24 protein-coding genes and 2 tRNA genes are annotated in these 24282 nt (G+C 48.2%); 22 read left to right on the top strand and 4 right to left on the bottom strand.

Going from position 1 to position 24282, the window contains the following annotated elements:
• Window positions 1-48 precede the first annotated feature (48 nt).
• Window positions 49-975, bottom strand: coding sequence for a LysR family transcriptional regulator (locus HMPREF2871_RS05160; protein ID WP_003748251.1), 927 nt, complete (start codon window positions 973-975; stop codon window positions 49-51).
• Window positions 976-1150: 175 nt separating this feature from the next.
• On the opposite strand from HMPREF2871_RS05160, the gene HMPREF2871_RS05155 reads away from it, so the two are divergent.
• From HMPREF2871_RS05155 to HMPREF2871_RS05130, 6 genes are all read left to right on the top strand, one after another.
• Window positions 1151-1900 (top strand): Nif3-like dinuclear metal center hexameric protein, encoded by a 750-nt coding sequence (locus HMPREF2871_RS05155; protein WP_049335348.1) that lies wholly within the window; start codon window positions 1151-1153, stop codon window positions 1898-1900.
• Window positions 1901-2023: 123 nt separating this feature from the next.
• Window positions 2024-2605: a ubiquinol-cytochrome c reductase iron-sulfur subunit gene (petA, locus tag HMPREF2871_RS05150; protein WP_049344533.1), complete on the top strand. Its 582-nt coding sequence runs from the start codon at window positions 2024-2026 to the stop codon at window positions 2603-2605.
• Window positions 2606-2623: 18 nt separating this feature from the next.
• Window positions 2624-3973: a cytochrome b gene (locus HMPREF2871_RS05145; protein WP_003681866.1), complete on the top strand. Its 1350-nt coding sequence runs from the start codon at window positions 2624-2626 to the stop codon at window positions 3971-3973.
• Window positions 3974-3987: 14 nt separating this feature from the next.
• On the top strand, window positions 3988-4776 hold the full coding sequence (locus HMPREF2871_RS05140; protein ID WP_003748257.1) for a cytochrome c1: 789 nt from the start codon (window positions 3988-3990) through the stop codon (window positions 4774-4776).
• A gap of 214 nt (window positions 4777-4990) precedes the next feature.
• Window positions 4991-5596, top strand: coding sequence for a glutathione S-transferase N-terminal domain-containing protein (locus tag HMPREF2871_RS05135; RefSeq protein WP_039861850.1), 606 nt, complete (start codon window positions 4991-4993; stop codon window positions 5594-5596).
• 11 nt (window positions 5597-5607) lie between these two features.
• Window positions 5608-6012, top strand: a complete 405-nt coding sequence (locus HMPREF2871_RS05130) for a ClpXP protease specificity-enhancing factor (RefSeq protein WP_049335344.1) — start codon at window positions 5608-5610, stop codon at window positions 6010-6012.
• Window positions 6013-6151: 139 nt separating this feature from the next.
• Here the strand turns inward: HMPREF2871_RS05130 and HMPREF2871_RS05125 are convergent.
• The 3 genes from HMPREF2871_RS05125 to HMPREF2871_RS05115 all read right to left on the bottom strand — a co-directional run bounded on the left by HMPREF2871_RS05125 (window position 6152) and on the right by HMPREF2871_RS05115 (window position 7568).
• Window positions 6152-6227: transfer RNA gene (locus HMPREF2871_RS05125), tRNA-Ala, on the bottom strand.
• A gap of 6 nt (window positions 6228-6233) precedes the next feature.
• Window positions 6234-6310: transfer RNA gene (locus HMPREF2871_RS05120), tRNA-Met, on the bottom strand.
• A 106-nt stretch (window positions 6311-6416) separates the two neighbouring features.
• Window positions 6417-7568: a class I SAM-dependent methyltransferase gene (locus HMPREF2871_RS05115; RefSeq protein WP_049335342.1), complete on the bottom strand. Its 1152-nt coding sequence runs from the start codon at window positions 7566-7568 to the stop codon at window positions 6417-6419.
• A 402-nt stretch (window positions 7569-7970) separates the two neighbouring features.
• On the opposite strand from HMPREF2871_RS05115, the gene mraZ reads away from it, so the two are divergent.
• The 16 genes from mraZ to HMPREF2871_RS05035 all read left to right on the top strand — a co-directional run bounded on the left by mraZ (window position 7971) and on the right by HMPREF2871_RS05035 (window position 24096).
• Window positions 7971-8426 carry a division/cell wall cluster transcriptional repressor MraZ gene (mraZ, locus tag HMPREF2871_RS05110; protein WP_039861849.1) on the top strand — a complete coding sequence of 152 codons (456 nt, stop codon included), beginning with the start codon at window positions 7971-7973 and terminating at the stop codon, window positions 8424-8426.
• Window positions 8423-9385 (top strand): 16S rRNA (cytosine(1402)-N(4))-methyltransferase RsmH, encoded by a 963-nt coding sequence (rsmH, locus tag HMPREF2871_RS05105; protein WP_004518896.1) that lies wholly within the window; start codon window positions 8423-8425, stop codon window positions 9383-9385. Before mraZ ends, rsmH begins: the two co-directional genes overlap by 4 nt.
• Window positions 9386-9447: 62 nt before the next feature.
• Window positions 9448-9711, top strand: a complete 264-nt coding sequence (gene ftsL, locus HMPREF2871_RS05100) for a cell division protein FtsL (protein ID WP_003681879.1) — start codon at window positions 9448-9450, stop codon at window positions 9709-9711.
• Between the two features lie 74 nt (window positions 9712-9785).
• Window positions 9786-11534 carry a peptidoglycan D,D-transpeptidase PBP2 gene (locus tag HMPREF2871_RS05095; protein WP_004518895.1) on the top strand — a complete coding sequence of 583 codons (1749 nt, stop codon included), beginning with the start codon at window positions 9786-9788 and terminating at the stop codon, window positions 11532-11534.
• Window positions 11535-11560: 26 nt separating this feature from the next.
• A complete protein-coding gene (locus tag HMPREF2871_RS05090) occupies window positions 11561-13039 on the top strand; it encodes a UDP-N-acetylmuramoyl-L-alanyl-D-glutamate--2,6-diaminopimelate ligase (protein ID WP_004518894.1) in 1479 nt (492 codons plus the stop codon).
• 180 nt (window positions 13040-13219) lie between these two features.
• Window positions 13220-13741, top strand: a complete 522-nt coding sequence (locus tag HMPREF2871_RS05085) for a M23 family metallopeptidase (RefSeq protein ID WP_049335339.1) — start codon at window positions 13220-13222, stop codon at window positions 13739-13741.
• A 24-nt stretch (window positions 13742-13765) separates the two neighbouring features.
• The gene (locus tag HMPREF2871_RS05080; protein WP_004518892.1) at window positions 13766-14620 is read left to right on the top strand and encodes a hypothetical protein; all 855 of its coding nucleotides are present in this window, start codon (window positions 13766-13768) and stop codon (window positions 14618-14620) included.
• 21 nt (window positions 14621-14641) lie between these two features.
• Entirely contained in the window at window positions 14642-15154 is a 513-nt protein-coding gene (locus tag HMPREF2871_RS05075) for a hypothetical protein (RefSeq protein ID WP_004518891.1), read from the top strand.
• Window positions 15151-16518: a UDP-N-acetylmuramoyl-tripeptide--D-alanyl-D-alanine ligase gene (gene murF / locus HMPREF2871_RS05070; RefSeq protein WP_004518890.1), complete on the top strand. Its 1368-nt coding sequence runs from the start codon at window positions 15151-15153 to the stop codon at window positions 16516-16518. The genes HMPREF2871_RS05075 and murF overlap by 4 nt, the downstream gene beginning before the upstream one ends.
• Before the next feature lie 442 nt (window positions 16519-16960).
• Complete coding sequence (locus HMPREF2871_RS11880) at window positions 16961-17110, top strand: hypothetical protein (protein WP_049335337.1); 150 nt, start codon at window positions 16961-16963, stop codon at window positions 17108-17110.
• A gap of 101 nt (window positions 17111-17211) precedes the next feature.
• Window positions 17212-18294, top strand: coding sequence for a phospho-N-acetylmuramoyl-pentapeptide-transferase (gene mraY / locus HMPREF2871_RS05060; protein WP_004518887.1), 1083 nt, complete (start codon window positions 17212-17214; stop codon window positions 18292-18294).
• A gap of 115 nt (window positions 18295-18409) precedes the next feature.
• Window positions 18410-18898 carry a group II truncated hemoglobin gene (locus HMPREF2871_RS05055; RefSeq protein ID WP_004518885.1) on the top strand — a complete coding sequence of 163 codons (489 nt, stop codon included), beginning with the start codon at window positions 18410-18412 and terminating at the stop codon, window positions 18896-18898.
• Between the two features lie 52 nt (window positions 18899-18950).
• A complete protein-coding gene (locus HMPREF2871_RS05050; protein ID WP_049335334.1) occupies window positions 18951-19856 on the top strand; it encodes an SEL1-like repeat protein in 906 nt (301 codons plus the stop codon).
• Between the two features lie 70 nt (window positions 19857-19926).
• Window positions 19927-20973 carry an SEL1-like repeat protein gene (locus HMPREF2871_RS05045; RefSeq protein WP_079453672.1) on the top strand — a complete coding sequence of 349 codons (1047 nt, stop codon included), beginning with the start codon at window positions 19927-19929 and terminating at the stop codon, window positions 20971-20973.
• 45 nt (window positions 20974-21018) lie between these two features.
• Window positions 21019-22356, top strand: a complete 1338-nt coding sequence (gene murD / locus HMPREF2871_RS05040) for a UDP-N-acetylmuramoyl-L-alanine--D-glutamate ligase (protein ID WP_049335333.1) — start codon at window positions 21019-21021, stop codon at window positions 22354-22356.
• A gap of 243 nt (window positions 22357-22599) precedes the next feature.
• On the top strand, window positions 22600-24096 hold the full coding sequence (locus HMPREF2871_RS05035) for an amidase (RefSeq protein WP_049335331.1): 1497 nt from the start codon (window positions 22600-22602) through the stop codon (window positions 24094-24096).
• Window positions 24097-24282: the final 186 nt, after the last annotated feature.

The following is a 24282-nucleotide window of genomic DNA, read 5'->3' as shown; positions in this document are numbered from 1 at the left end:
AAAAAGGCCGTCTGAAATTGTTCAGACGGCCTTTTGCTTGTTTTAAGTTTACATTTCCAATTCGCTCAAACCCGGCAAGTCGGCAAAACAGCGGTCGTGCGTGATTTGGCAGAAGTTGTCCAAATAGCCTTTGTTGGCATCTTCCGTACGAATGGCTGCATAAAGTTTGCTTTGCAGGCCGTCTGAAGTGATTTTGCGATGGACGACGTAGCCTTTTTCCAGATACGGCATGACCGTCCAATAGGGCAGGGCGGCGATGCCGCGTTTGCTGGCAACCAGTTGAATAATGGCAATGGTCAGCTCGCTGTGGCGGCGCGGCGGATTAATGCCTTTAGGCAGCAGCACTTTTTTAGGCAAATCCAGCATTTCGTCGGGGACGGGATAAGTAATCAGGGTTTCGTCGATAAAATCTTCCGCTTCCCAAACATCTTTGTCGGCAAGTGGGTGGTCTTCTGCACAGATGCCGACCATTTCATAGGCAAACAGAGGGCGGTAGCTGATGCCGTTGAGTGGCTCGGCTTCGGAAACGATGGCAAGGTCGGCACGGTGTTGTAGCAGCAGCCCGACCGGATCGGCTTGGAAACCGGAAACGATGTCCAATTCAACTTGCGGCCATAAGGGGCGGAACTCGCCCATGGCAGGCATCAGCCAGTCGAAGCAGGTGTGGCATTCGACGGCAAGCCTGAGTTCGCCCGCTTCGCCTTCGATAATCCGCACCAAATCACGTTCGGCGGCAGCAACCTGCGGCAACAGCTCGCGCGCCAGTTGCAATAGGCGCATACCGGCCGGAGTGAAGCGCAGTGGTGTGGATTTGCGTTCAAACAACGGCGTTTCGTAATAATTTTCCAAGGCGCGGATTTGGTGCGACAGGGCGGATTGGGTCAGGAAAACCCGTTTGGCGGCAAGGGAAACGCTGCCGGTTTCTTCTAAAGCCAGCAAGGTTTTGAGATGACGCAATTCGATAATAGAGTCCATGTGTTTTCAGACGGCCTGTGGGTAAGGTGGTGTATATTAAAATAATTCATGATGATGTGCAAATGATTAATGTTGGGAATGATTGCTGAAATCGGAATGTAAGAATTTGAGGCATAAACAGATTTTGCGGTTAGAATGCGAAGCTGTTTTTGAAGATAGATATAAGGAGCGGAATATGGCTTTACGCCGCGAAATTCTGGCTTGGTGCGATGAGACATTGCAGGTCTGGCTGTTTAAGGACTATGCGCCCAACGGTTTGCAGGTCGAAGGCAAAGAAGAAATTGCCAAAATCGCCACTTCGGTTACCGCCAGCAAAGCAGCAATCGATTTTGCCGTAGGGCAGGGGGCGGATATGCTTTTGGTTCACCACGGCATGTTTTGGAAAAGCGAGCCTGTCACGATTACCGGTTGGAAAAAAGCACGCATTGAAACCTTGCTGCAATACCAAATCAATATGGCGGGCTACCACCTGCCGCTGGACGCACACCCGCAATTAGGCAATAACGCACAGTTGGCTGAGAAACTCGATTGGGTGCTCGAAAAACAATTCGGCGAGCAAAACCTGTTGAATACAGGCCGTCTGAAAACCACGCAAACGTTGGCGCAGTTGTCTGAACGCATTGAGGCGGTATTCGGCCGCAAGCCGACCGTTATCGGCGATCTTGAACGCGAAATCAAACGCATTGCCTGGTGCAGTGGCGGTGCGCAGGGATTTTTTCAGACGGCCGTAGACGAAGGTGTCGATGTGTATCTGACCGGTGAGATTTCCGAAGCGCAATATCATCTTGCCAATGAAACGGGTGTGGCATTTATCAGTGCCGGCCACCACGCGACAGAACGTTACGGCGTCCGCGCCTTAGGCGATGCTGTGGCAGAAAAATTCGGTATTGAAGTGGTTCACTTTGATGAAAACAACCCTGCCTGAGTATTGAGCAATATCATAAAAACTTTACCTTATTTTAAATAATGCTTTGAGTATTACAACAAACTAGGTAGAATTACGCTGTTTAATGGCTCGGTATTCCCAAAATTTTAGGACGACTGAATAATGGATAATCAAGAAATCAACAACGGTCGCCGCCGTTTTCTGACACTGGCTACTTGCGGTGCAGGCGGTGTGGCGGCTCTAGGCGTAGCTACGCCTTTCGTGGCCAGCTTCTTCCCATCGGAGAAAGCTAAGGCTGCCGGTGCTGCTGTCGAAGTGGATGTCAGCAAAATCGAAGCAGGCCAAATGCTGACTGCCGAATGGCAGGGTAAACCGATTTGGCTGGTCAACCGCACAGATCAACAGCTCAAAGACCTGAAAAGTTTGGATGGTGCAGTTACAGACCCTAATTCCGAAGTGGATCAGCAACCGGAATACGCTAAAAACGAGCACCGTTCGATCAAGCCGAACCTCCTCGTCGCTATCGGTATCTGTACCCACCTGGGTTGCTCTCCGACTTACCGTCCCGACATTGCCCCTGCGGATTTGGGTGCAGACTGGAAAGGCGGTTTCTTCTGCCCTTGCCACGGTTCGAAATTCGACATGGCAGGCCGCGTATACAAAGGTGTTCCTGCACCGACCAATTTGGTTGTACCGCCTTACAAATATCTGAGCGATACGACTGTTTTGGTGGGCGAAGACTAAAAATAAGGAACGATAATTATGGCAAACCAAACCAATAGCAAAGCAAAAGCATTGTTAGGCTGGATGGACGCTCGCTTCCCTCTGTCTAAAATGTGGAATGAGCATTTGGCTCAATACTATGCGCCAAAGAACTTCAACTTCTGGTATTACTTCGGCTCTTTGGCTCTGCTCGTCCTTGTAATTCAAATCGTCAGCGGTATTTTCCTGACCATGAACTACAAACCGGACGGCAACCTTAACGCCTACCATCTGCCTGCTGCCTTTACTGCAGTAGAGTACATCATGCGCGACGTGTCCGGCGGCTGGATTATCCGCTACATGCACTCCACTGGCGCATCTTTCTTCTTCATCGTCGTTTATCTGCACATGTTCCGCGGTCTGATTTACGGTTCGTACAAAAAACCTCGTGAATTGGTGTGGATTTTCGGTTCCCTGATTTTCTTGGCATTGATGGCAGAAGCTTTTATGGGTTACCTGTTGCCTTGGGGTCAAATGTCCTTCTGGGGTGCGCAGGTAATTATTAACCTGTTCTCCGCCATCCCTGTTATCGGTCCTGATTTGTCCACTTGGATCCGCGGTGACTTCAACGTTTCCGACGTTACTTTAAACCGCTTCTTCGCCCTGCACGTTATCGCTGTACCTTTGGTATTGCTCGGCTTGGTTGTGGCTCACATCATCGCCCTGCATGAAGTGGGTTCTAACAACCCTGATGGCGTTGAAATCAAGAAAAACAAAGACGAAAACGGTATTCCACGCGATGGTATCCCATTCCATCCTTACTACACCGTTAAAGACATCTTGGGCGTCGTTGTATTCCTGATTGTCTTCTGTTCTGTGTTGTTCTTTGCACCTGAAGGCGGCGGCTACTTCCTCGAAGCGCCAAACTTCGATGCAGCGAATGCGCTGAAAACACCTCCGCACATTGCGCCGGTATGGTACTTCACTCCGTTCTACGCAATTCTGCGTGCGATTCCTTCCTTTGCCGGTACTCAGGTATGGGGCGTAATCGGTATGGGTGCAGCAGTTGTCCTGATTGCCTTGTTGCCTTGGTTGGATAAAGGCGAAGTTAAATCTGTCCGTTATCGCGGCCCAATCTTCAAAACTGCGTTGGTTCTGTTCATCATTGCCTTCATCGGTTTGGGTATTTTGGGTGCAATGGTAGCAACTGATACCCGTACTTTGGTTGCACGTATCCTGTCTTTCGTCTACTTTGCATTCTTCCTAGGTATGCCGTTCTATACCAAACTGGATACCAACAAACCAGTTCCTGAACGCGTAACCATGAGCACTACTAAACAAAAAATTATGTTCTTTGTTTATGTCGGTATTACCGTTGTTGGTGCTTACTTGTTTGCAACCAATATCTGATGAGGGCAGCGAAAATGAAACAAACTCTGAAAAACTGGTTTGCTGCCTTATTGCTGGCAGTGCCTATGAGTGCAGCCGTCGCCAGCGGCGGCCATGCAAACTATGAAAAAGTCGATATCGACCTGCGTGACCAAGTCAGCCTGCAGCACGGTGCGCAAATCTTTACAAACTACTGTTTGTCTTGCCACTCTGCCAGTGGTATGCGCTTCAACCGTCTGAAAGACATCGGTTTGACTGAAGATGAAATCAAGAAAAACCTGATGTTCACAACAGACAACGTTGGTGACGTGATGGTAGCGGCCATGGATCCGAAAGATGCTTCCAAATGGTTGGGTGCGCCTCCGCCGGATTTGACCCTGATTGCCCGTTCTAAAGGTGCGGACTACCTGTACGCTTATATGCGCGGCTTCTATAAAGACCCAACTCGTCCGACCGGTTGGAACAATACCGTTTTGGCCGGCGCGAGTATGCCTCACCCATTGTGGGAGCAACAAGGTGTTCAAGCCGTTGAATTGGATGCCAAAGGTCAGCCCGTTATGATTAAAGACGAGCATGGCAACCTGACTCCTAAACTGTATTGGGAATCTACCGGTCTGCATAGCCGTCGTCTGCCTAATGGTAAAGTAATCCAAAAAGAGTACGATGCTTATGTGCGCGATTTGGTGAACTACTTGGTATACATGGGCGAACCTGCTCAATTGCAACGCCACCGTATCGGTTACATGGTTTTGACATTCCTGTTTGCCGTAATGTTGCCGTTGGCGTACTTCCTGAAAAAAGAATTCTGGAAAGACGTTCATTAATTCTTTTGAATCAAAAAGGCAAACCTGTTTCAGGTTTGCCTTTTTTGTTTGCTTAATCAATTTATGTCGGATTAATGCAAATCTAAAAATTGCTTAATGTAAACAGTGTGTTATTTTAAATTTCTGGATTAAGTATTTGAAATTATGTATAATTCTTTCTGAATTTTTATAAGGCTTAAGGCCGTCTGAAAAGATTGATCAGGAGTAGAAGATTATGATGACTTTGTATTCGGGTATTACTTGTCCATTCAGCCAACGTTGCCGTTTTGTATTGTATGAAAAAGGCATGGATTTTGAAATCAAAGATGTGGACGTGTTCAATAAACCCGAAGACTTGGCTTTGATGAATCCGTATAACCAAGTACCGGTTCTGGTTGAGCGTGATTTGATTTTGCACGAATCAAACATCATCAACGAATACATTGACGAGCGTTTCCCTCATCCTCAGTTGATGCCGGGTGATCCTGTTATGCGCGGTCGCGGCCGTTTGGTACTGTACCGTATGGAAAAAGAATTGTTCAGCTTGGTGCAAGTGTTGGAAAACCCTGAATCTACCAATAAAGAACAAGCCAAAGCGCGTGAAGCCATTGGCAATGGTTTGACACTGTTGGCACCGTCTTTTACTAAAAACAAATACATCTTGGGCGATGACTTCTCCATGATTGATGTTGCCTTATCTCCACTGTTGTGGCGTTTGGACTATTACGACATCAAACTGGGTAAATCTGCTGCGCCTTTGCTGAAGTACGCCGAGCGTATTTTCCAACGCGAAGCCTTTATTGAAGCATTGACACCGGCTGAAAAAGCCATGCGCCGTTAAAGGACGGATCTATGGCAACTTCAACCAAACCGTATTTGTTGCGTGCTTTGTATGAATGGTGTTTGGATAATAACCAAACACCGCATATCGTGGCTTGGGTAAATGAACATACCCGTGTGCCGATGCAGTATGTACGCGACAATGAGATTGTTTTAAATATTGGCCCTACTGCCAGCCATAACTTGAATATCGACAACGAGTGGGTCAATTTTTCTGCACGCTTTTCCGGCGTAGCGCACGAGATTTGGATTCCGGTCGGTCATATTGTCAGTATATTTGGCCGCGAAAGTGGAGAGGGTATGGGGTTTGAGGTAGAACCATATCAGCCTGCTTCTATCGAAGCTGCAGTGGCCGAAGATAAAAAAGCTGAATCTGCGGAAGAAAAACCGAAAAAAGTATTGAAGCTTGTGAAGTAATTAAAGATAAAAGGCCGTCTGAAATGTTTCAGACGGCCTTTATTGATTGGGTATTGAAATGGCAAAATTAATGAGCAATCAGTTATTAATTAAGCCAAACAAAAAAGCTCTTGCGTTTAACAAGAGCTTTTTTGTTTAGTGGTGGAGGTAAGCGGGATCGAACCGCTGACCTCTTGCATGCCATGCAAGCGCTCTACCAACTGAGCTATACCCCCGAAATTTGGTGGCGAATCAGGGACTCGAACCCCGGACACAAGGATTATGATTCCTCTGCTCTAACCGACTGAGCTAATTCGCCGTTTCGTGAAGTCGCTATTATAGTTTTTTTTGAATATTTGGCAAGCGCTAATTTTGGTTTTTTTTATTTCTTATTGTTTTTAAAAAATAAAAAGTAGGTTGTCAGGCTATAGCTTATGGCAAATATCGCCGTGGCTAAAGCCTGCCCAGTCGATATCGATGTTTTTGCCAAAAGCGATCACTTTAAAAAGTTCGCCCATTTCATGCTGATGTATCAGTTTCTGTACTGCGGCGGCTGCTTGGATGTATTCAACTGAATCTGGGCTGCCGATTTGTGCCAGCAAATCGGTGATGCCGAGATTGAGCAGGAAATAAGATTGGGGCAGGTAGCCGATTAAGTCCAAACCTGATTCTATGCCGGCGCGTGCAATATCGGTGAAATTGACATGTGCAGTCAGATCGGTCAGGCCGATGTTGAAAAATGGGTCATGGATGGTGTGGTGGCGATAGTGGCCGATAAATGTGCCTTCTTTGCGTTGCGGATGGTAATACTGGGCGGCGTCGAAGCCGTAATCGATAAATATCATACCGCCGCGCTGCAATTTGGCGGCCAGGGTTTGGATAAAGGCATATTGTGCAGGATGTAGCTCGCTTGTGTATGAATGGAGGGGAGGGAGGTACAAGGAGGCTGTTTGTATCAGTTCGGCTTGGGTCAATGGTCTGATGGCTTCGATTAGCTCGTCATTCTCTAGGCTCACGCCGATTTGTTGAAACCCTTCATCTTGATAAATCAAGCGTTCCACCGGCATGGCATCCAATACTTCGTTGCCGATGATGATGCCGTCAAAGTGTTCGGGTAATGTGGTGAGGTGGATGACTTTTGTGGCTGCTTCGGGGGAAGTATGTTCAAGAATATGTTGGCGTTGTCTCTCTGCAAGCTCTGCTGATAGTTCGATAATATAGTAATGATTTAGGCCGTCTGAAAGGTTTTGCAAGAGTGTGGCAGCGAGATGACCTGTACCTGCACCAAATTCATAGATATTGCCTGCTGTTTGCGGCAGTAATTCGGCAAGTTGTTTGGCAAGGGTTTGTCCGAATAGGGGGGAGAGGGTGGGGGCGGTAATGAAGTCGCCGTCCGTACCGATTTTATGGCTGCCTCCGCTGTAATAGCCGTATTGAGGTGTGTAAAGGGCAAGCTCCATAAAACGGGAGAAGGGTATCCAGTTTTGATGTTGTTCAATTTCGTTTTTTATAAGCTTGGTCAGGTGTGCTGAAGAGGCTTGTGCATCAGGGGAAGGAAGGGGGAGTTGTGGCTTCATGACTGTTAGATAATGTAAAAAATTTGAATTTGTTTGTATATTATAGCCCCTTGTGAGAGGGGTGGTAATCGGGTGTAAAAATACTATATGTAGTATTTTAAAAACATAAACAATACTAGATATGGTGTTTTATGCCATATAAAATGGCTAGCATATTAATTTGTCATGCATTTTTGTATATATAAGCTATTGAATTTTAAGTGTTTAGTGTTTCATTTCAGATAAAGGGTTGATTTGACCTGATTGCCAAAATTTCTTATAGTGTCGGTTGGTGGGGCATAGTGGGTGAAAGTGGTTACTTTTTCCTAAAAAGTGTTCCGTAGAAGTGAAGACGAAATATTTTAGGAAGGTGGGATTTTTAATCCCACTCTAGTTTTATTTTAATCGAATTTGGGGTGTAATGTGTTTGGCGGTGCTCATGAATTGAGTATGGACAGTAAAGGGCGGTTGGCGATTCCTGCCAAATTCCGCGATATTTTGCTGCGCCGTTATACGCCTGCAATTGTGGTCACACTGGATTCCCGAAAAAAATTATTGATGTACCCCGAGCCCGTTTGGGAAGAAAAAGCCGAGCAGATTTTGAAGTTGAAAGTGGCCGGCAATGAAGCTTTGCAACGGTATCAGAATTTGCTGCTGCACAATGCGGAGATTTTGGAGTGGGATAGCGCCGGACGCGTTTTGATTCCGGCCAATCTGCGCAAACGCGTAGATTTTGAAAAAGAAGTTACTTTGGTTGGCCGTGCAAACCGTATGGAGTTGTGGGGCCGCGAACATTGGGAAGAGGAAATGAATCAGGCTTTGGATATCGATCCTGATGAATTGGCTTTCCAATTGAGTCAAACGGATTTGCAATTGTGAGTAAAGTTGAAAATTATCAGCATGTTACTGTCTTGTTGCATGAGGCGGTGGATGCGTTGGCAATCCGTGAAGATGGGATTTATGTGGACGGTACGTTCGGCAGGGGAGGGCATTCCCGGCTGATTTTGTCGCGTTTGGGCAAGCAGGGTCGTTTGGTTGTTTTTGACAAAGACCCTGAGGCGATTGCGGTAGCCAATGAGCTGGCGGTGCAAGATAAACGTGTCAGTGTCGTACACAATGGTTTTGAAACATTTCAGACGGCCTTGGATGAATTGGGCATCGATAAGATTGACGGTGCGCTTTTTGATTTGGGGATTTCGTCGCCGCAAATTGACGATGGCAGCCGCGGATTCAGTTTCCGCTTTGATGCGCCGTTGGATATGCGGATGGATCCGACTCGCGGGATGTCTGCGGCAGAATGGATTGCAACCGCATCCGAACAGGATTTACACGAGGTAATTAAGAATTATGGTGAAGAGCGGTTTAGTCGCCAGATTGCGCGCGCCATTGTTGCGCAACGCGAGGAGAGTCCCATCGATACAACCCGCAAGCTGGCGCAGCTTGTGGCGCAAAACGTCCGTACTCGTGAGCGCGGACAAGACCCTGCTACGCGCACCTTCCAAGCAGTTCGCATCTTTATTAACCGCGAGCTCGAAGAGGTAGAGGCAGTTTTGCCGCAGGTTGCAGGCCGTCTGAAAGAGGGTGGACGCTTGGCCGTCATTGCGTTCCATTCGCTGGAAGACAGAATTGTGAAGCAGTTTATTAAAAAATATTCGCAACATGCGCCTTTGCCCCGTTGGGCGGTGGTCAAGGAAGCGGATTTGCCTCAACCGCCTTTGAAGGCTGTGGGCAAAGCAATCAAACCGGGTTCGACAGAGACTGAAACCAATCCGCGTGCGCGCAGTGCAGTTTTGCGTGTGGCGGAGCGCAGCAGCGGCGAATTTTCGGTTGTTGACTAGGGAAAGCGTTTCGGCATTGTCGCAAGGGATGTTTCTGTTGACAGGCCGTCTGAAAGTTTGAAATGGGTAAGTTGAATATTTTATTACTGGTTTTGGTGACGGTTTCTGCCTTTGCCGTAGTGTTTAAGCAAAACCAGTCGCGCTTGCACTTTATCGAGTTGGATAAGGCGCAAAAGCGGGAAATTCAGTTGGAACAGGATTACGCGCGCTTGAAACTGGAGCAAGCAAGATTGGCAAACCACAAACTGATTAAAGTGGCGGCCGAAAAGCAACATCTGCTTCCGCCGGGTGCGCATAATACGGCTATGCTGGAACGCAAAAAATAAGAATATAGCCTTGTTTTCAAGGTGTTTACGGGAATTAATAGCTCACTGAGCAGCTAAGTCATGAGAAGTCCAACATGTTAATTAAGAACGAATATAAACCTCAAATGCTGTCTGGAACCACAAAAACAAAAAAACCGCTGACAAGTAACGGACGTATTGGTTTGGTGCTGGGTGCCGTTGCGCTGGCATTTACCGGTCTGTTGGTGCGCGGGGTTTATCTGCAAACCAGTCAGCATGAGTTTTTGAAAAATCAGGGCGACCAACGTTTTGTGCGCACACTTCCGCTGCCTGCATCACGCGGTATGATTACCGACCGCAATGGTGCTACATTGGCGTTGAGTGCGCCTACCGAATCATTGTATGCCATGCCTTCCGGCATGGAGGAAATGCCGACTGACGAGCAGTTAGAAAAACTGTCGGCCATTGCCGATGTGCCTGTTGAAGTTTTGAAAAATAAATTGTCTAAAAAAGACAAAGGCTTTATCTATCTGAAACGTCAACTCAGCTACGAGAAAGCAGAAGAAATCAAAGCATTGGGCATTAAAGGTATCGCATTCCAAAAAGAATTGAAACGCCATTACCCGATGGGCAATCTGTTTGCGCATGTTATCGGTTTTACCAATATCGACGGCAAAGGTCAAGAGGGCTTGGAGCTTTCCCGTGAAGACAGTCTGCGCGGTGAAGATGGTGCGAAAGTCGTATTGCGTGACAACAAAGGTAATATCGTTGACAGCCTCGACTCTCCACGCAACAGCGTGCCTAAAAATGGCCAAGACATGATTTTGTCTTTGGATCAGCGTATTCAAACGCTGGCTTATGACGAGTTGAACAAGGCTGTGGCTTATCACAAAGCCAAAGCGGGTACGGTTGTGGTATTGGATGCGCAAACCGGCGAAATTTTGGCTTTGGTCAACAGCCCTGCTTACGATCCGAATCAACCGGGTCAAGCCAATAGCGAACAGCGCCGTAACCGCGCCGTAACCGATATGATTGAACCCGGTTCTGCAATGAAACCGTTTACCATTGCCAAAGCATTGGATTCCGGTAAAGTGGATGCAACCGATACGTTCAATACCCTGCCTTACAAAATCGGTCCGGCTACCGTACAAGATACCCACGTTTATCCTACTTTGGATGTGCGCGGCATTATGCAAAAATCTTCCAACGTCGGTACCAGTAAACTTTCTGCCATGTTTACGCCTAAAGAAATGTACGATTTCTATCATGATTTAGGTGTGGGCGTGCGCATGCATTCAGGCTTTCCTGGCGAGACTGCAGGTTTGTTGAGAAGCTGGCGCAGATGGCAAAAAATCGAACAGGCAACCATGTCTTTCGGTTATGGCCTGCAATTAAGCCTGTTGCAATTGGCTCGTGCCTATACTGTCTTGACCCATGACGGCGAATTGTTGCCGGTCAGCTTTGAAAAACAAGCGGTTGCACCTAAAGGCAAGCGCGTCATCAAAGCCTCTACTGCGAAAAAAGTGCGCGAGTTGATGGTTTCCGTTACTGAAGCCGGCGGTACCGGTACTGCCGGTGCTGTTGATGGTTTCGATGTAGGTGCGAAAACCGGTACGGCGCGTAAACTGGTTAATGGCCGCTATGTGGACAACAAACACGTCGGTACGTTCATCGGTTTTGCTCCGGCTAAAAATCCACGCGTTATTGTGGCCGTTACCATTGACGAACCGACTGCCAACGGCTATTACGGCGGCGTGGTTGCCGGTCCCGTATTCAAAGAAGTCATGAGCGGAAGCTTGAACATCTTGGGTGTTTCCCCGACCAAGCCTTTAAGTAATACCGCTACCGTCAAAGTACCGTCATAATCCAAACAATCAAAGAGATATTGTTTATGTTCAGCAAGTTAACCCCCTTGGCTGAAACCAACTTTCCGCCTCTGCTGTGTGAAAACGCAGCAGGGCGTTTGTTGCATTCAGACAGCCGACAAATTAAACAGGGTGACATTTTCGTTGCCTGTCAGGGCGAATATACAGACGGCCGCAGCTATATTCCTGCCGCCATTGCCAACGGTGCAACCTTTGTTTTTTGGGATGATGACGGCAAATTTACATGGAATCCCGAATGGAACGTTCCTAATCAAGGCATTAAAGATCTGAAACATCGCGCCGGTATGTTGGCGGCGCAGGTTTACGGTAATGTTTCAGACAGCCTTAAAGTTTGGGGCGTAACCGGTACCAACGGCAAAACCTCTATCACACAATGGCTGGCGCAAGCTGCCGATCTGTTGGGCGAAAAAACCGCCATTATCGGCACAGTCGGCAACGGCTTTTGGGGCACATTGGAAGAAACCACACATACCACACCTGCTCCTGTCGATGTCCAAACCCTGCTCTACCGCTTCCGCCAGCAAGGCGCAACAGCCGCCGCGATGGAAGTTTCCAGCCACGGCCTTGACCAATCGCGCGTCAACGGCGTGCCGTTTCGCAGCGCAATCTTTACCAATCTCACCCGCGACCATCTCGACTATCACGGCACCATGGAAGCCTATGGTGCCATCAAATCGCGCCTGTTCTACTGGCATGGTCTGCAACACGCCATCATCAATGTCGATGATGAATACGGTGCAGAACTCGCAGGCCGTCTGAAAAAAGACTGTCCCGATTTAGCCGTTTATGGCTATGGTTTCAGCGAGCAAGCCGATATCCGCATTACCGATTTCACCGCTTCTTCAGACGGCATGGAAGCCGTATTCCAAACACCATGGGGCGAAGGAAAATGCCGTACCCGTCTGCTCGGACGATTCAACGCGCAAAACCTCGCCGCCTGCGTTGCCTTGCTGTGTGCCAACGGTTATCCACTCAATAACGTTTTGGAAGTACTGGCAAAAATCCGTCCCGCTTCAGGCCGCATGGATTGCATTATGAACAGCGGCAAACCTTTGGTCGTTGTCGATTATGCCCACACGCCGGATGCACTGGAAAAAGCACTCTCCACTTTGCAGGAAATCAAACCGCAGGGCGCGGCTTTGTGGTGCGTATTCGGCTGCGGCGGCAACCGAGACTGCGGCAAACGCCCATTGATGGGTGCGGCAGCAGTTCAGGGTGCCGATAAAGTAGTGGTTACCAGCGATAACCCGCGCTTGGAAAATCCTCAAGACATCATCAACGATATTTTGCCTGCTGTATCTAATCCTGAACGTGTCGAAGTTGATCGTGCCGTTGCCATCCGTTATGCGGTTGAGCAGGCTGCCGCTAACGACATCATTCTGATTGCTGGTAAAGGGCATGAAAACTATCAGGATGTACAAGGCGTGAAGCATCATTTCTCCGATTTTGAAATCGCAGAAAAAGCATTGGCAGAGCGCGGTTAAGCCATATCGCAAATGTTCAGACGGCCCGAAACCTTAAGGCCGTCTGAAAAAGATTTAAACATATACAATAAAAGCAATACGACACACGCATTACGGCACGTCAGCCATTAAACCCATCACAGTTGTTTGTTTCGGAAGACTTTTTAATAAGGCCGTCTGAACAACAAGGAGACCGATTTGATGCTGAAAATGCCGACAAAAACCTTATTAATCAGTGCAGCCGTAGTTTTATTTGCAGGCTGTACAACCAAACAACTTCCGCGTCCTACTGCCGAAATCGAGCAGTTGAGGGCGCAACAGCCTCCGGTCGAGCAAAGCCTGCCGAATCCCGTTAAAGGCAAGCGTTTTGACGACACTTGGGGCGCAGCGCGCAGTCAGGGGCGAAGGCATGAAGGTGTGGATATTTTTGCTAAGAAAAACACGCCGATACGCAGTACCACGCCCGGTATCGTCACCAAAATCGGGCGCAACCGATTGGGCGGTAAAGTTATCGGTATTCAAGGGCCGGGTGCGTGGCATTACTATGCCCACCTCAATAAATTTGCCCGTATCCGCCTGTATGAACGAGTAAAAGAAGGACAGGTCATCGGCTATGTCGGTAAAACCGGCAATGCCAGAACCACACCGGCCCACCTGCATTACGGTGTATATCTGCCGAACGGCGCGGTGAATCCGTATCCGCTGATTAATCAGAACAGATAGGCCGTCTGAACAAGATTTGAGAGTATGAACGCAAAGAAATTGGTTAAGGCAACGAATATCGTCGGTATGGTGGCAGTTGTGCTGCTGGTGTACTGGGTATTTGTTCTGATTCTATCCAATGTTTTCGGGCTTAAGGTGTTCCGCGAATACATTACGGAAATTTTCCTGATGAGTATTTTGGGGATTTTTGCCGTGATGGCGGGAGCCTTGATACTGAACATCATGCTGAATTTGACCCGTATTGCCGAGCGAGGACAAGAGGAAGAAAGCAAAGGTGGCCGAAAAACCTTATATTTGTTGTTGGCAGTATTTCCCGTTTTAGCAGCCCTGTTATTTGGCGGAAATTATCTGACTGTTCAGAAAAAACGTCAGATTTTGACTCAATCTCTAGAGCGTATCGTCAAGGATAATCCATCGCAAATCAATGCATTGGCAGATTATCGTTTTGATTTTGCGTATATTAAAAAAGCAGCGTTAATCCTTGAGCTGATGTCGAAGGAAGATTCTGCCTTTAAAGCAGCTACAGTGATTGTGCCGGATACGATCGGTAATAAACAGGTTTATTTGGCTTTCTCAGCTGATTCCCAGTTAAGTGGGATTGATGAGCAGGCACCCAATGCTCGGGGAGTAGGCGATGATAATGGTTTTGTCGTTACTCGGAATGGCAATAAAGAAACAATCAGCAAAACGCAATATCTTTATGCCCCAAATCTGAGCGAGCGTGAATACTTGCAGAGGGTATTTGCTGGACAAACAAATGAAATACGTTATGAGGCAAAAGATGGCAATTACAGCCTTTGCCACCCCTACCGCCAAAACGGTGAAACCATTGTATTGTGTTTTTCCGATTACCAGCAGTACGGGAAAATCGGCAGTTGATAAGAGAAAGTGATTTGTAGTATGAAAAGTTGGTTTTCCAATACATTTCCTGAATATAAAAAATTGCCCAAAAGCGGCAAATTTATGGCATGGCTGACTTTTGTGCAGGGCGTGGTTTGGTTGATTCTGGCATCAATTCAGAGTGTGCAAGGACTGATTAACAGCATAGCATGGGCTGTGTTTTTTGGGATTTTACTTTTCATTTTGGGTATGTTGGCGTTGTCTGCAGCATGGAATGCGTTTAAATTCCGTGAAGTCGGTTTTAAGAGAATGACATATGTGTACATGCCATGCTTATTGCAAATTGCTTTTGCAAGCGATGTATTTTCTTTTGTATTTTATATAGATAGTGTATTGAAACTATGGTTCAGCCTTACGGTAAATAAGCTTTCTGTCGGTGTAAATTTTGCCGCTATTCTTTTTATTGTGCTGGCAGGACGTAATTATCGTCATTTAAAAATGGTTTCCCAAAATACGGATAAAAATGTGGAACCGTTAGAACAAGTAGAACAAGGACAAGAAACACAATCATGAAACCACTAGACCTAAATTTCATCTGTCAAACGCTCGGCCTTCCGGTGCCGTCTGAAAATCAACCCGTTTCGCGTATTGTTACAGACAGCCGCGATATTCAGGAAGGCGACGTATTTTTCGCGCTTGCCGGAGAGCGCTTTGACGCGCATGACTTTGTTGAAGATGTTTTGGCAGCAGGGGCAACGGCAGTTGTGGTTTCGCGCGAAGATTGTGCGGCTTTGAAAGGCGCATTGAAGGTTGACGATACGCTTGCGGCTTTGCAAAAACTGGCGAAGGCGTGGCGTGAAAATGTGAATCCGTTTGTCTTTGGCATTACCGGCTCTTCCGGTAAAACGACGGTTAAAGAGATGTTGGCCTGCGTATTGCGTCATCGATTCGGTAATGAAGCTGTGTTGGCGACTGCCGGCAATTTTAACAATCATATCGGCCTGCCGCTGACTTTGTTGAAACTGAACGAAAAACACCGCTACTCCGTCATTGAAATGGGTATGAACCATTTTGGCGAATTGTCTTTGCTGACCCAAATTGCCGGTCCGAATGTTGCTCTGGTTAATAACGCTTTGCGCGCGCATGTCGGTTGCGGTTTTGATGGCGTCGGCGATATTGCTAAAGCAAAAAGTGAAATCTACGAAGGTTTGCTTTCAGACGGCATTGCGCTGATTCCGTGCGAAGATGCCAATATCGCTACATTTGAAGCTGCTACTGCGCAATTGAATGCTCAGACTTTCGGCGTTGCCAGTGGCGATGTCCATGCAGAAAATATTGAGTTGAAACCGTTGTCCTGCGAATTTGATTTGGTGCGTGGCAATGAACGTGTTGCCGTGGTGTTGCCAGTCCCCGGCCGTCACAATGTGCATAATGCCGTAGCGGCGGCTGCTCTGGCTTTGGCGGCAGGTTTGAGCCTTGCCGAAGTTTCAGACGGCCTGAAAAATTTCAGTAATATCAAAGGTCGTCTGAATATCAAGCAAGGCATTAAAGGCGCGACTTTGATTGACGATACTTATAATGCCAACCCCGACAGTATGAAAGCCGCCATTGATGTGCTCGCTGCTATGCCTGCGCCGCGTATTTTTGTGATGGGCGACATGGGCGAATTGGGTGAGGACGAAGCCGCCGCCATGCACGCCGAAGTTGGCGCGTATGCACGGGATAAAGGCATCGAGGCCGCATATTTTGTCGGCGACAACAGCGTTGAAGCAGCGGAAACGTTTGGCGCGGAAGGTTTGTGGTTTGCTGACAAAGATCCGCTGATTCAAGTGTTGAGCCACGATTTGCCTGAACGCGCTACTGTATTGGTCAAGGGATCACGCTTTATGAAGATGGAAGAAGTGGTCGAGGCACTGACGGATAAAGAGGTTGTCTGAAAATGGAACAGAAAAGGAAACGGCCTATACTGTTGCAGGTTATCGTTGGGATGATGGTAGTGGCAGCAGTTTTATGGCCGGTTGCAGTGTGGCAGTACATCAAAGATGTAGGATTTGAGACAATAAGCGAAGCATACGAAAGCACAAGAGGACGTTGGGGTTGGTTTGAATTTTGGTTAGGAAATTTTCATTTGCTTGTGCAAGTGATATTGATGCTGGTTAGTGCTGTTGGATTATGGAGAGGTAAGGATTGGGCGCGTAGGTTATGGCTGTATACTGTATATCGTCTACAATATGGTCGGTTATTTGGTTTCCCCTAGAATCGGGTTTCCATTGTTGGATGTCATTATTCGCGCTGCAATTTGTTACAGCTTGTTTTGCTTACATCCCAAGGATTATTTTCAGACCCAAGAAAATAAAACTTAAGAAGGCCGTCTGAAATATGAAAAAGATTTTACTATTGACTGGTTTGCTGATTGCCGCGTTTTATGCCGGAATGAAAGTACAGGCATTTATCTATGAAGATACCTGCTTGGATTTAGGCGGCGGAAAGAATCCCGGAAACTATCCGATTTGCGTGGTAGAGAAATAATCTTACTCAATAAGGCCGTCTGAAATTTCAGACGGCATACCGATTTATTTTTAATTGGGCAATAAGCCCACTGTAACAACAAAAACAAAAAAGGAAGCCCCATGTTTTTATGGCTCGCACATTTCAGTAACTGGTTAACCGGCCTGAATATTTTTCAATACACCACATTCCGTGCCGTGATGGCTGCGCTGACTGCTTTGGCGTTTTCTCTATTGCTTGGTCCGTGGACCATCCGCAAGCTGACTGCGCTTAAAGTCGGCCAAGCCGTCCGTACTGACGGCCCTCAAACCCACCTGATCAAAAACGGTACGCCAACCATGGGCGGCTCGCTGATTTTGACCGCTATTACCGTGTCCACAATTTTGTGGGGCAACTGGGCAAATCCTTATATCTGGATTCTCTTAGGCGTCTTGCTTGCTACCGGCGCACTCGGTTTTTACGACGACTGGCGTAAAGTGGTTTATAAAGACCCTAACGGCGTGTCTGCCAAATTCAAAATGGTGTGGCAGTCCAGCGTTGCCATCATCGCCGGTTTGGCGTTGTTCTACCTTGCGACAAATTCTGCCAACAATATCCTGATTGTTCCCTTCTTCAAACAAGTTGCCTTGCCGCTTGGCGTAGTTGGCTTCTTGGTATTGTCCTACCTGACCATCGTCGGCACATCCAATGCCGTTAACCTGACCGACGGATTGGACGGCTTAGCCGCATTCCCCGTTGTACTTGTCGCCGCCGGTCTTGCTATCTTTGCCTATGCCAGCGGCCACTCCCAATTTGCCCAATACCTGCAATTGCCTTACGTTGCCGGCGCAAACGAAGTGGTGATTTTCTGTACCGCCATGTGTGGTGCGTGTCTCGGCTTTTTGTGGTTTAACGCCTATCCGGCACAAGTCTTTATGGGCGACGTCGGCGCGCTCGCGCTTGGTGCGGCGCTCGGTACCGTTGCCGTCATCATCCGCCAAGAATTTGTCCTCGTCATCATGGGCGGCCTGTTTGTTGTTGAAGCCATTTCCGTTATGTTGCAAGTCGGTTGGTACAAACGAACCAAAAAACGCATCTTTCTGATGGCGCCGATTCATCACCATTACGAACAAAAAGGCTGGAAAGAAACCCAAGTCGTTGTCCGCTTCTGGATTATCACCATCGTCTTGGTGCTGATTGGTTTAAGTACCCTCAAAATCCGCTAAATCTCCAAAGGCCGTCTGAAAGTTTCAGACGGCCATTATGTAAGGTAAGCATGCTTGCCTGAATCCTACGTCCCAAAATAAATCCCGCAATAATCCACACAGAAAGTCTCCAAACATGTACCAATCTTTCGGCGGCGCAACCGGCATCCGCACCCTGACCGACCGTTTCTACGACTTAATGGAACTTGAGCCGAAATACCAAGCCTTACGCCAAATGCACGGCGAAGACATGACCCTGATACGCGAAAAGCTCTACGAATTTTTCAGCGGCTGGCTCGGCGGTCCACAACTCTTTGTCGAAAAATACGGCCATCCCCAACTGCGTGCCCGCCATATGCCTTTTGCCGTCAACGTACAAGTCCGCAACGAATGGATCGCCTGCTTTGCCCAAGCCATGAGCGAACTGGACATCGATAAAGCACTTGCCGAGCCGGTTTTAATCCAAGTTTTTGCCATGGCAGATTGGTGTCGTAACCAAAACGAAGACGGTATCGAACCGCCTATGCCGCCAATGGCGGTTGACCCATGGGTGCGCACACCGGAATTGCAGCAGATTTTGAGTAGCTACGGTGTAAACAGATTTTTTGAGGAATTTTCAGATTAAGTCTGTTTGAAAATGCTGCTATGACATTAAAGAATATAAGAGAGAATGTAAAATGAAAAATTGGTTAAGAAAAATAGCAGTTGCTTTGTTTGGATTCGGACAGATGGCTAATACAAGTGATATCCCAAATTTTGCAGAAACAGAGCAAGAAGCCAAACAAGGGAATGCTGCATCCCAATTTAATTTAGGTTTGATGTATTACTTGGGGAAAGGGGCTACCAAAGATTATAAACAGGCAGAACATTGGTTCCGTAGAGCGGCAGAACAGGGGGATGTTGAAGCGCAGAGCAATCTAGGGGGATTATATTATAAGGGACAAGGTGTTGCTCAAGATTATGAGCAAGCCAAATATTGGTTTCAAAAAGCTGCTGCACAAGGCTTTGCTAAAGCTCAGTATGATTTAGGAACAATCTATTTTTTTGGTAAAGGCATTGAACAAGATTATGATCAAGCAGCTCAATGGTATGAAAAGGCGGCAGAACAAGGGTATCTTGATGCCCAATACAATTTAGCCATTATGTATGATAACGGATTAGGTGTCGGTAAAGCTCCTGAGAAGGCGTTCCAATGGTATCGAAAGGCGGCGGAGCAGGGAGATAATCAAGCACAATATACTGTGGCTACAAGGTATATGCATGGTTTAGGCGTGCAAAAAGATTTTAAACAGGCGGTGCTATGGCTACATCGTGCAGCAGATCAAGAAAATATCAAAGCTCAATCAGATCTTGGCGTGGCTTATCATAATGGATTCGGTGTTCGTCAAGATGATAAGCAGGCCTTATATTGGTATCGTAAAGCAGCGGAGCAAGGAAGTTCTGAGGCCCAATACAATTTAGGTGTAATGTATCTAAAAGGGCAAGGTGTACGTCAAAGTAAAATAGTTGCTAAAGAATGGTTTAAGAAGGCTTGTGCTAATGGAGACAAGCAAAGTTGTGATGCTTATCAAAAATTGGATTAGGCAGGATATTAAATTTTGCTAAGGGCCGTCTGAAAAACTAGGATAAAACAGAAATAATAATTTGAATGTAATGGATTTTAGAATGAATGTTTCGGTGAAAAAAATAATAATGGGCGTGATGGCTTGCTTTGGGTTAGGACAGGCAGCTTTAGCTGAGAGTATTCCAAATTTTAAGAATATGCTGAGAGCTGCGGAGCAAGGAGATCCAGAAGCTCAATTAAGTATTGGAGCAATGTATGCCAATGGACAGGGTATTAGTCAAGACAACAGACTAGCAGTGCAGTGGTTTCGTAAGGCAGCAGAGCAAGAGAATGCTAAAGCTCAATTTAACCTGGGTGTAATGTATCAGCTAGGGCAGGGTGTTGGTCAAGATTATGTACAGGCGGCAGAATGGTATCGTAAGGCTGCCGAACAGGGTGATACTGGAGCCCAAAATAATTTGGGCATGCTGTATCAAAATGGACAAGGTGTTAGCAAAGACTATGCTCAGGCTGCAAAATGGTTTTATAGGGCTGCGAATCAGGAAAATACAGATGCTCAGTTAAATTTGGGTATGCTGTATGCTAATGGGCAAGGTGTTGGCAAAGACTATGAGCAGGCGTTGAAATGGTTTCGTAGAGCGGCTGGTCATGGAGATGCCATAGGTCAGTATAATTTAGGTGTGGCATATGCTAACGGGGAAGGAGTGCATCAGGATTACATACAGGCTATAGGATGGTATCGTAAAGCTGCGGAACAAGGGAATGTAGATGCACAATATAATTTAGGCGATATGTATGCGAGAGGGGAAGGTGTACGTCAAGATTATGTAGAGGCGATTAAGTGGTACAGAAAGGCAGCAGAGCAGGGAGATGCTCAAGCTCAATTTAATTTGGGCATGATGTACCTTCAAGGGCAAGGAGTCCGTCAAGACAATGCACAGGCAGTGCAGTGGTTTGGCAGGGCGGCAGAACAAGGGCATGCTAAAGCCCAATATAATTTTGGTGTGATGTATGCCAACGGAGAAGGTGTTCGTCAGAACTATAAGATTGCCAAGGAGTGGTTTGGTAAGGCTTGTGATAACGGAATACAGCTAGGTTGCGATGCTTACCGAGAATTGAATCAGAAAGGATATTGAATCCTTACTCAAAGGCCGTCTGAAAAAACTTAGGACAAAACCAAAATGACTTTTCAAAATAAAAAAATCCTCGTCGCCGGACTCGGCGGCACGGGTATTTCCATGATTGCCTACCTGCGCAAAAACGGCGCGGAGGTTGCCGCGTATGATGCGGAGCTGAAAGCCGAGCGCGTGTCACAAATCGGTAAGATGTTTGACGGGCTGGTGTTTTACACGGGCCGTCTGAAAGATGCGTTGGATAATGGTTTCGATATTCTGGCGCTCAGTCCCGGCATCAGCGAGCGGCAGCCGGATATCGAGGCCTTTAAGCGAAACGGCGGACGCGTGTTGGGCGACATCGAATTGCTGGCGGACATTGTGAACCGCCGCGGCGACAAGGTGATTGCGATTACCGGCAGCAACGGCAAAACCACGGTAACAAGCCTGGTCGGCTATCTCTGCATCAAGTGCGGGCTAGATACCGTTATCGCGGGCAATATCGGCACGCCGGTTTTGGAGGCGGAATTGCAGCGCGAAGGCAAAAAGGCGGACGTGTGGGTGTTGGAGCTTTCCAGTTTCCAACTGGAAAACACCGAAAGCCTGCGCCCGACTGCGGCGACGGTGCTGAACATTTCCGAAGACCATCTCGACCGCTACGACGACTTGCTCGACTACGCGCATACCAAGGATAAGATTTTCCGTGGCGATGGCGTGCAGGTTTTGAATGCGGACGACGTGTTCTGCCGCGCGATGAAGCGCGCCGGGCGCGATGTGAAATGGTTTTCGTTGGAACACGAAGCCGATTTTTGGTTGGAACGCGAGACAGGCCAACTGAAACAAGGAGATGAAGATTTGATTGCCACGCAAGACATCCCGCTACAAGGTTTGCACAACGCCGCCAACGTTATGGCTGCCGTCGCTTTGTGCGAGGCCATCGGTTTGCCGCGAAATGAATTGCTCGAACACGTCAAAACCTTTCAAGGCCTGCCGCACCGCGTAGAAAAAATCGGCGAGAAAAACGGCGTGGTATTCATCGACGACAGCAAAGGCACAAACGTCGGCGCAACCGCCGCCGCGATTGCCGGTTTGCAAAATCCGCTCTTCGTGATTTTGGGCGGCATGGGCAAAGGGCAGGACTTCACGCCCCTGCGCGACGCGCTTGCCGGCAAGGCAAAAGGCGTGTTCCTGATTGGTGTCGATGCGCCGCAAATCCGCCGCGATTTGGACGGCTGCGGTCTGAATATGACCGACTGCGCCACTTTGGAAGAAGCGGTTCAGACGGCATATGCCCAAGCTGGAGCGGGCGATATCGTGTTGCTCAGCCCGGCTTGTGCGAGCTTTGATATGTTTAAAGGCTATGCGCACCGTTCGGAAGTGTTTATTGAAGCGTTTAAGGCTTTGTAAGGCCGTCTGAAAGATGAAAAGAGGGTTGGTTTTACCGTAAACCTTGTGTGTCATTGTCTCAAAGGTCGTCTGAAAACGTTAAGGCAGTTTCAGACGACCTTTTTGCAGCAACGGTAAACTTGTTCCTTGCCTTTATCCGGTGTTACTGTTTCTTAAAATTTGCCTATGCGGGCAAACGGCGAGGCGGCGGGCAGCTATGCCTGACCGACAAAACGTGTGTTTATCAATCCGAAAGGAAAACCCATGAATTTTCAAGACTACATCCGTTACGATGCCGTCGGTTTGGCAGAGCTGATCCGTAAAAAAGAAGTCTCCGCCGATGAAGTGTTGCAGGCTGCTTTAAACCGCTTGGATGAAGTCAATCCCAAGCTCAATCTGTTGGCGCACGATTTGCGCGAACGCGCGGCGGCGTGGCAGGGGTCGTCTGAAAATGCCGATACGCCGCTGGCGGGCGTACCGTTTTTGCTCAAAGACTTGCTGGCGGATTGGGAAGGCGCGCCGACATGGTCGGGTTCGCGTATGATGCAGCATTACATTGCCAAACAAAACAGCGATTTGACCCAAGCCTATCTCGATGCGGGGCTGCGCGTGTTCGGCAAAACCACTACGCCCGAATGGGGCGCGTATCCCGTTACCGAAACCGAAATTTACGGCATCACGCGCAATCCGTGGCATTTGGATTACACCGCGGGCGGCAGCAGCGGAGGCGCGGCGGCGGCAGTGGCTTCGGGCGTCGTACCCGCAGCGCACGGCAGCGACGGTGGCGGCTCCATTCGCTTACCCGCGCACAACTGCGGCGTGTTCGGGCTGAAACCCACGCGCGGCCGCAGCAGTTACGCGCCGAACGCATCGGAGGCATGGCAAGGTTTGGTATGCGACCATGTGTTGACCCGCAGTGTACGCGACAGCGCGGTTTTGCTGGACATCGCCGCCCAAACCCAAGCCCGCGCCCTGTATGCTTGCCCGCCGCTGCCCGAAAACGGTTTTGCAGGCAGCCTGAAACAAGAAACAGGTCGTCTGAAAATAGCTTTTTGGAAACAGGCATGGTTTGGCGGTGGCAACGACGAAGGCACGGAAGCCGCGTTCGCCCATAGTTTGAAACTGATGCAAGACGCGGGACACAAATTGGAAGAAGCCACGCCCGATTTTGCGCCGCCTGAACAGCTCAACCGAGCCGCCCGCATCATCGTCATGGGCGAAACGGCAAAACTGTTCTACCAATATCAATACGAAACCGGACAAAAACTGCCGCACTGCCTGCTTGAGCCGACAACGTGGGCAATGATTGTGCAGGGTCGGCAAATCAGTGCGGGCGAAATGGCATGGGCGCGCGACGTGATGCTGGCGCAGGAACGTGCCGCCAAAGCATTTTTCACACGCTACGACGTGTTGATGACGCCCGTCTGCCCGCGCACCACGCCGAAAATCGGCGAAATGATGCCGCCGCCCGCCGCACAAAAAGCCATGCGCCTGCTGTTCGGCACGCTGCGCTTGGGTTTTCTGTTGAAAAACAACCCGTTTTTAGAAAAAGAAGCCGCCACGACGCTGCAATACGTCGGTTATACGTCGCCGCTGAACATGAGCGGCAACCCCGCCATGAGCGTGCCGCTTTACCGGCATAACGGGCTGCCTGTCGGTACCCAGTTCGCCGCCGCACACGGGCGCGAAGACACGCTGCTTAGCCTCGCCGCGCAGTTGGAACAGATACAGCCGTGGGCGGAAATACCGCAGTTGGCGTAGGGTTTGCATGGGATAAAAAGTAGCCTATTTCCTGAAGAAAAGATTTATACAAGGCTATCTGAAAACATAAAAGCGATTTCAGACGACCTTTTGCCGATATCAAAGGGTAGGGGAGGGCGCAAAGAACGTCAGAATCCGACATCTTTAAAGAATCTGAATTGTTGGTTTGGAAATAAACCTTTAAAA

The organism is Neisseria sp. HMSC067G12 (genome assembly GCF_001812725.1).
In the GTDB taxonomy this organism is placed as follows: domain Bacteria; phylum Pseudomonadota; class Gammaproteobacteria; order Burkholderiales; family Neisseriaceae; genus Neisseria; species Neisseria perflava.
This window is presented reverse-complemented; position numbering and strand designations above follow the sequence as displayed.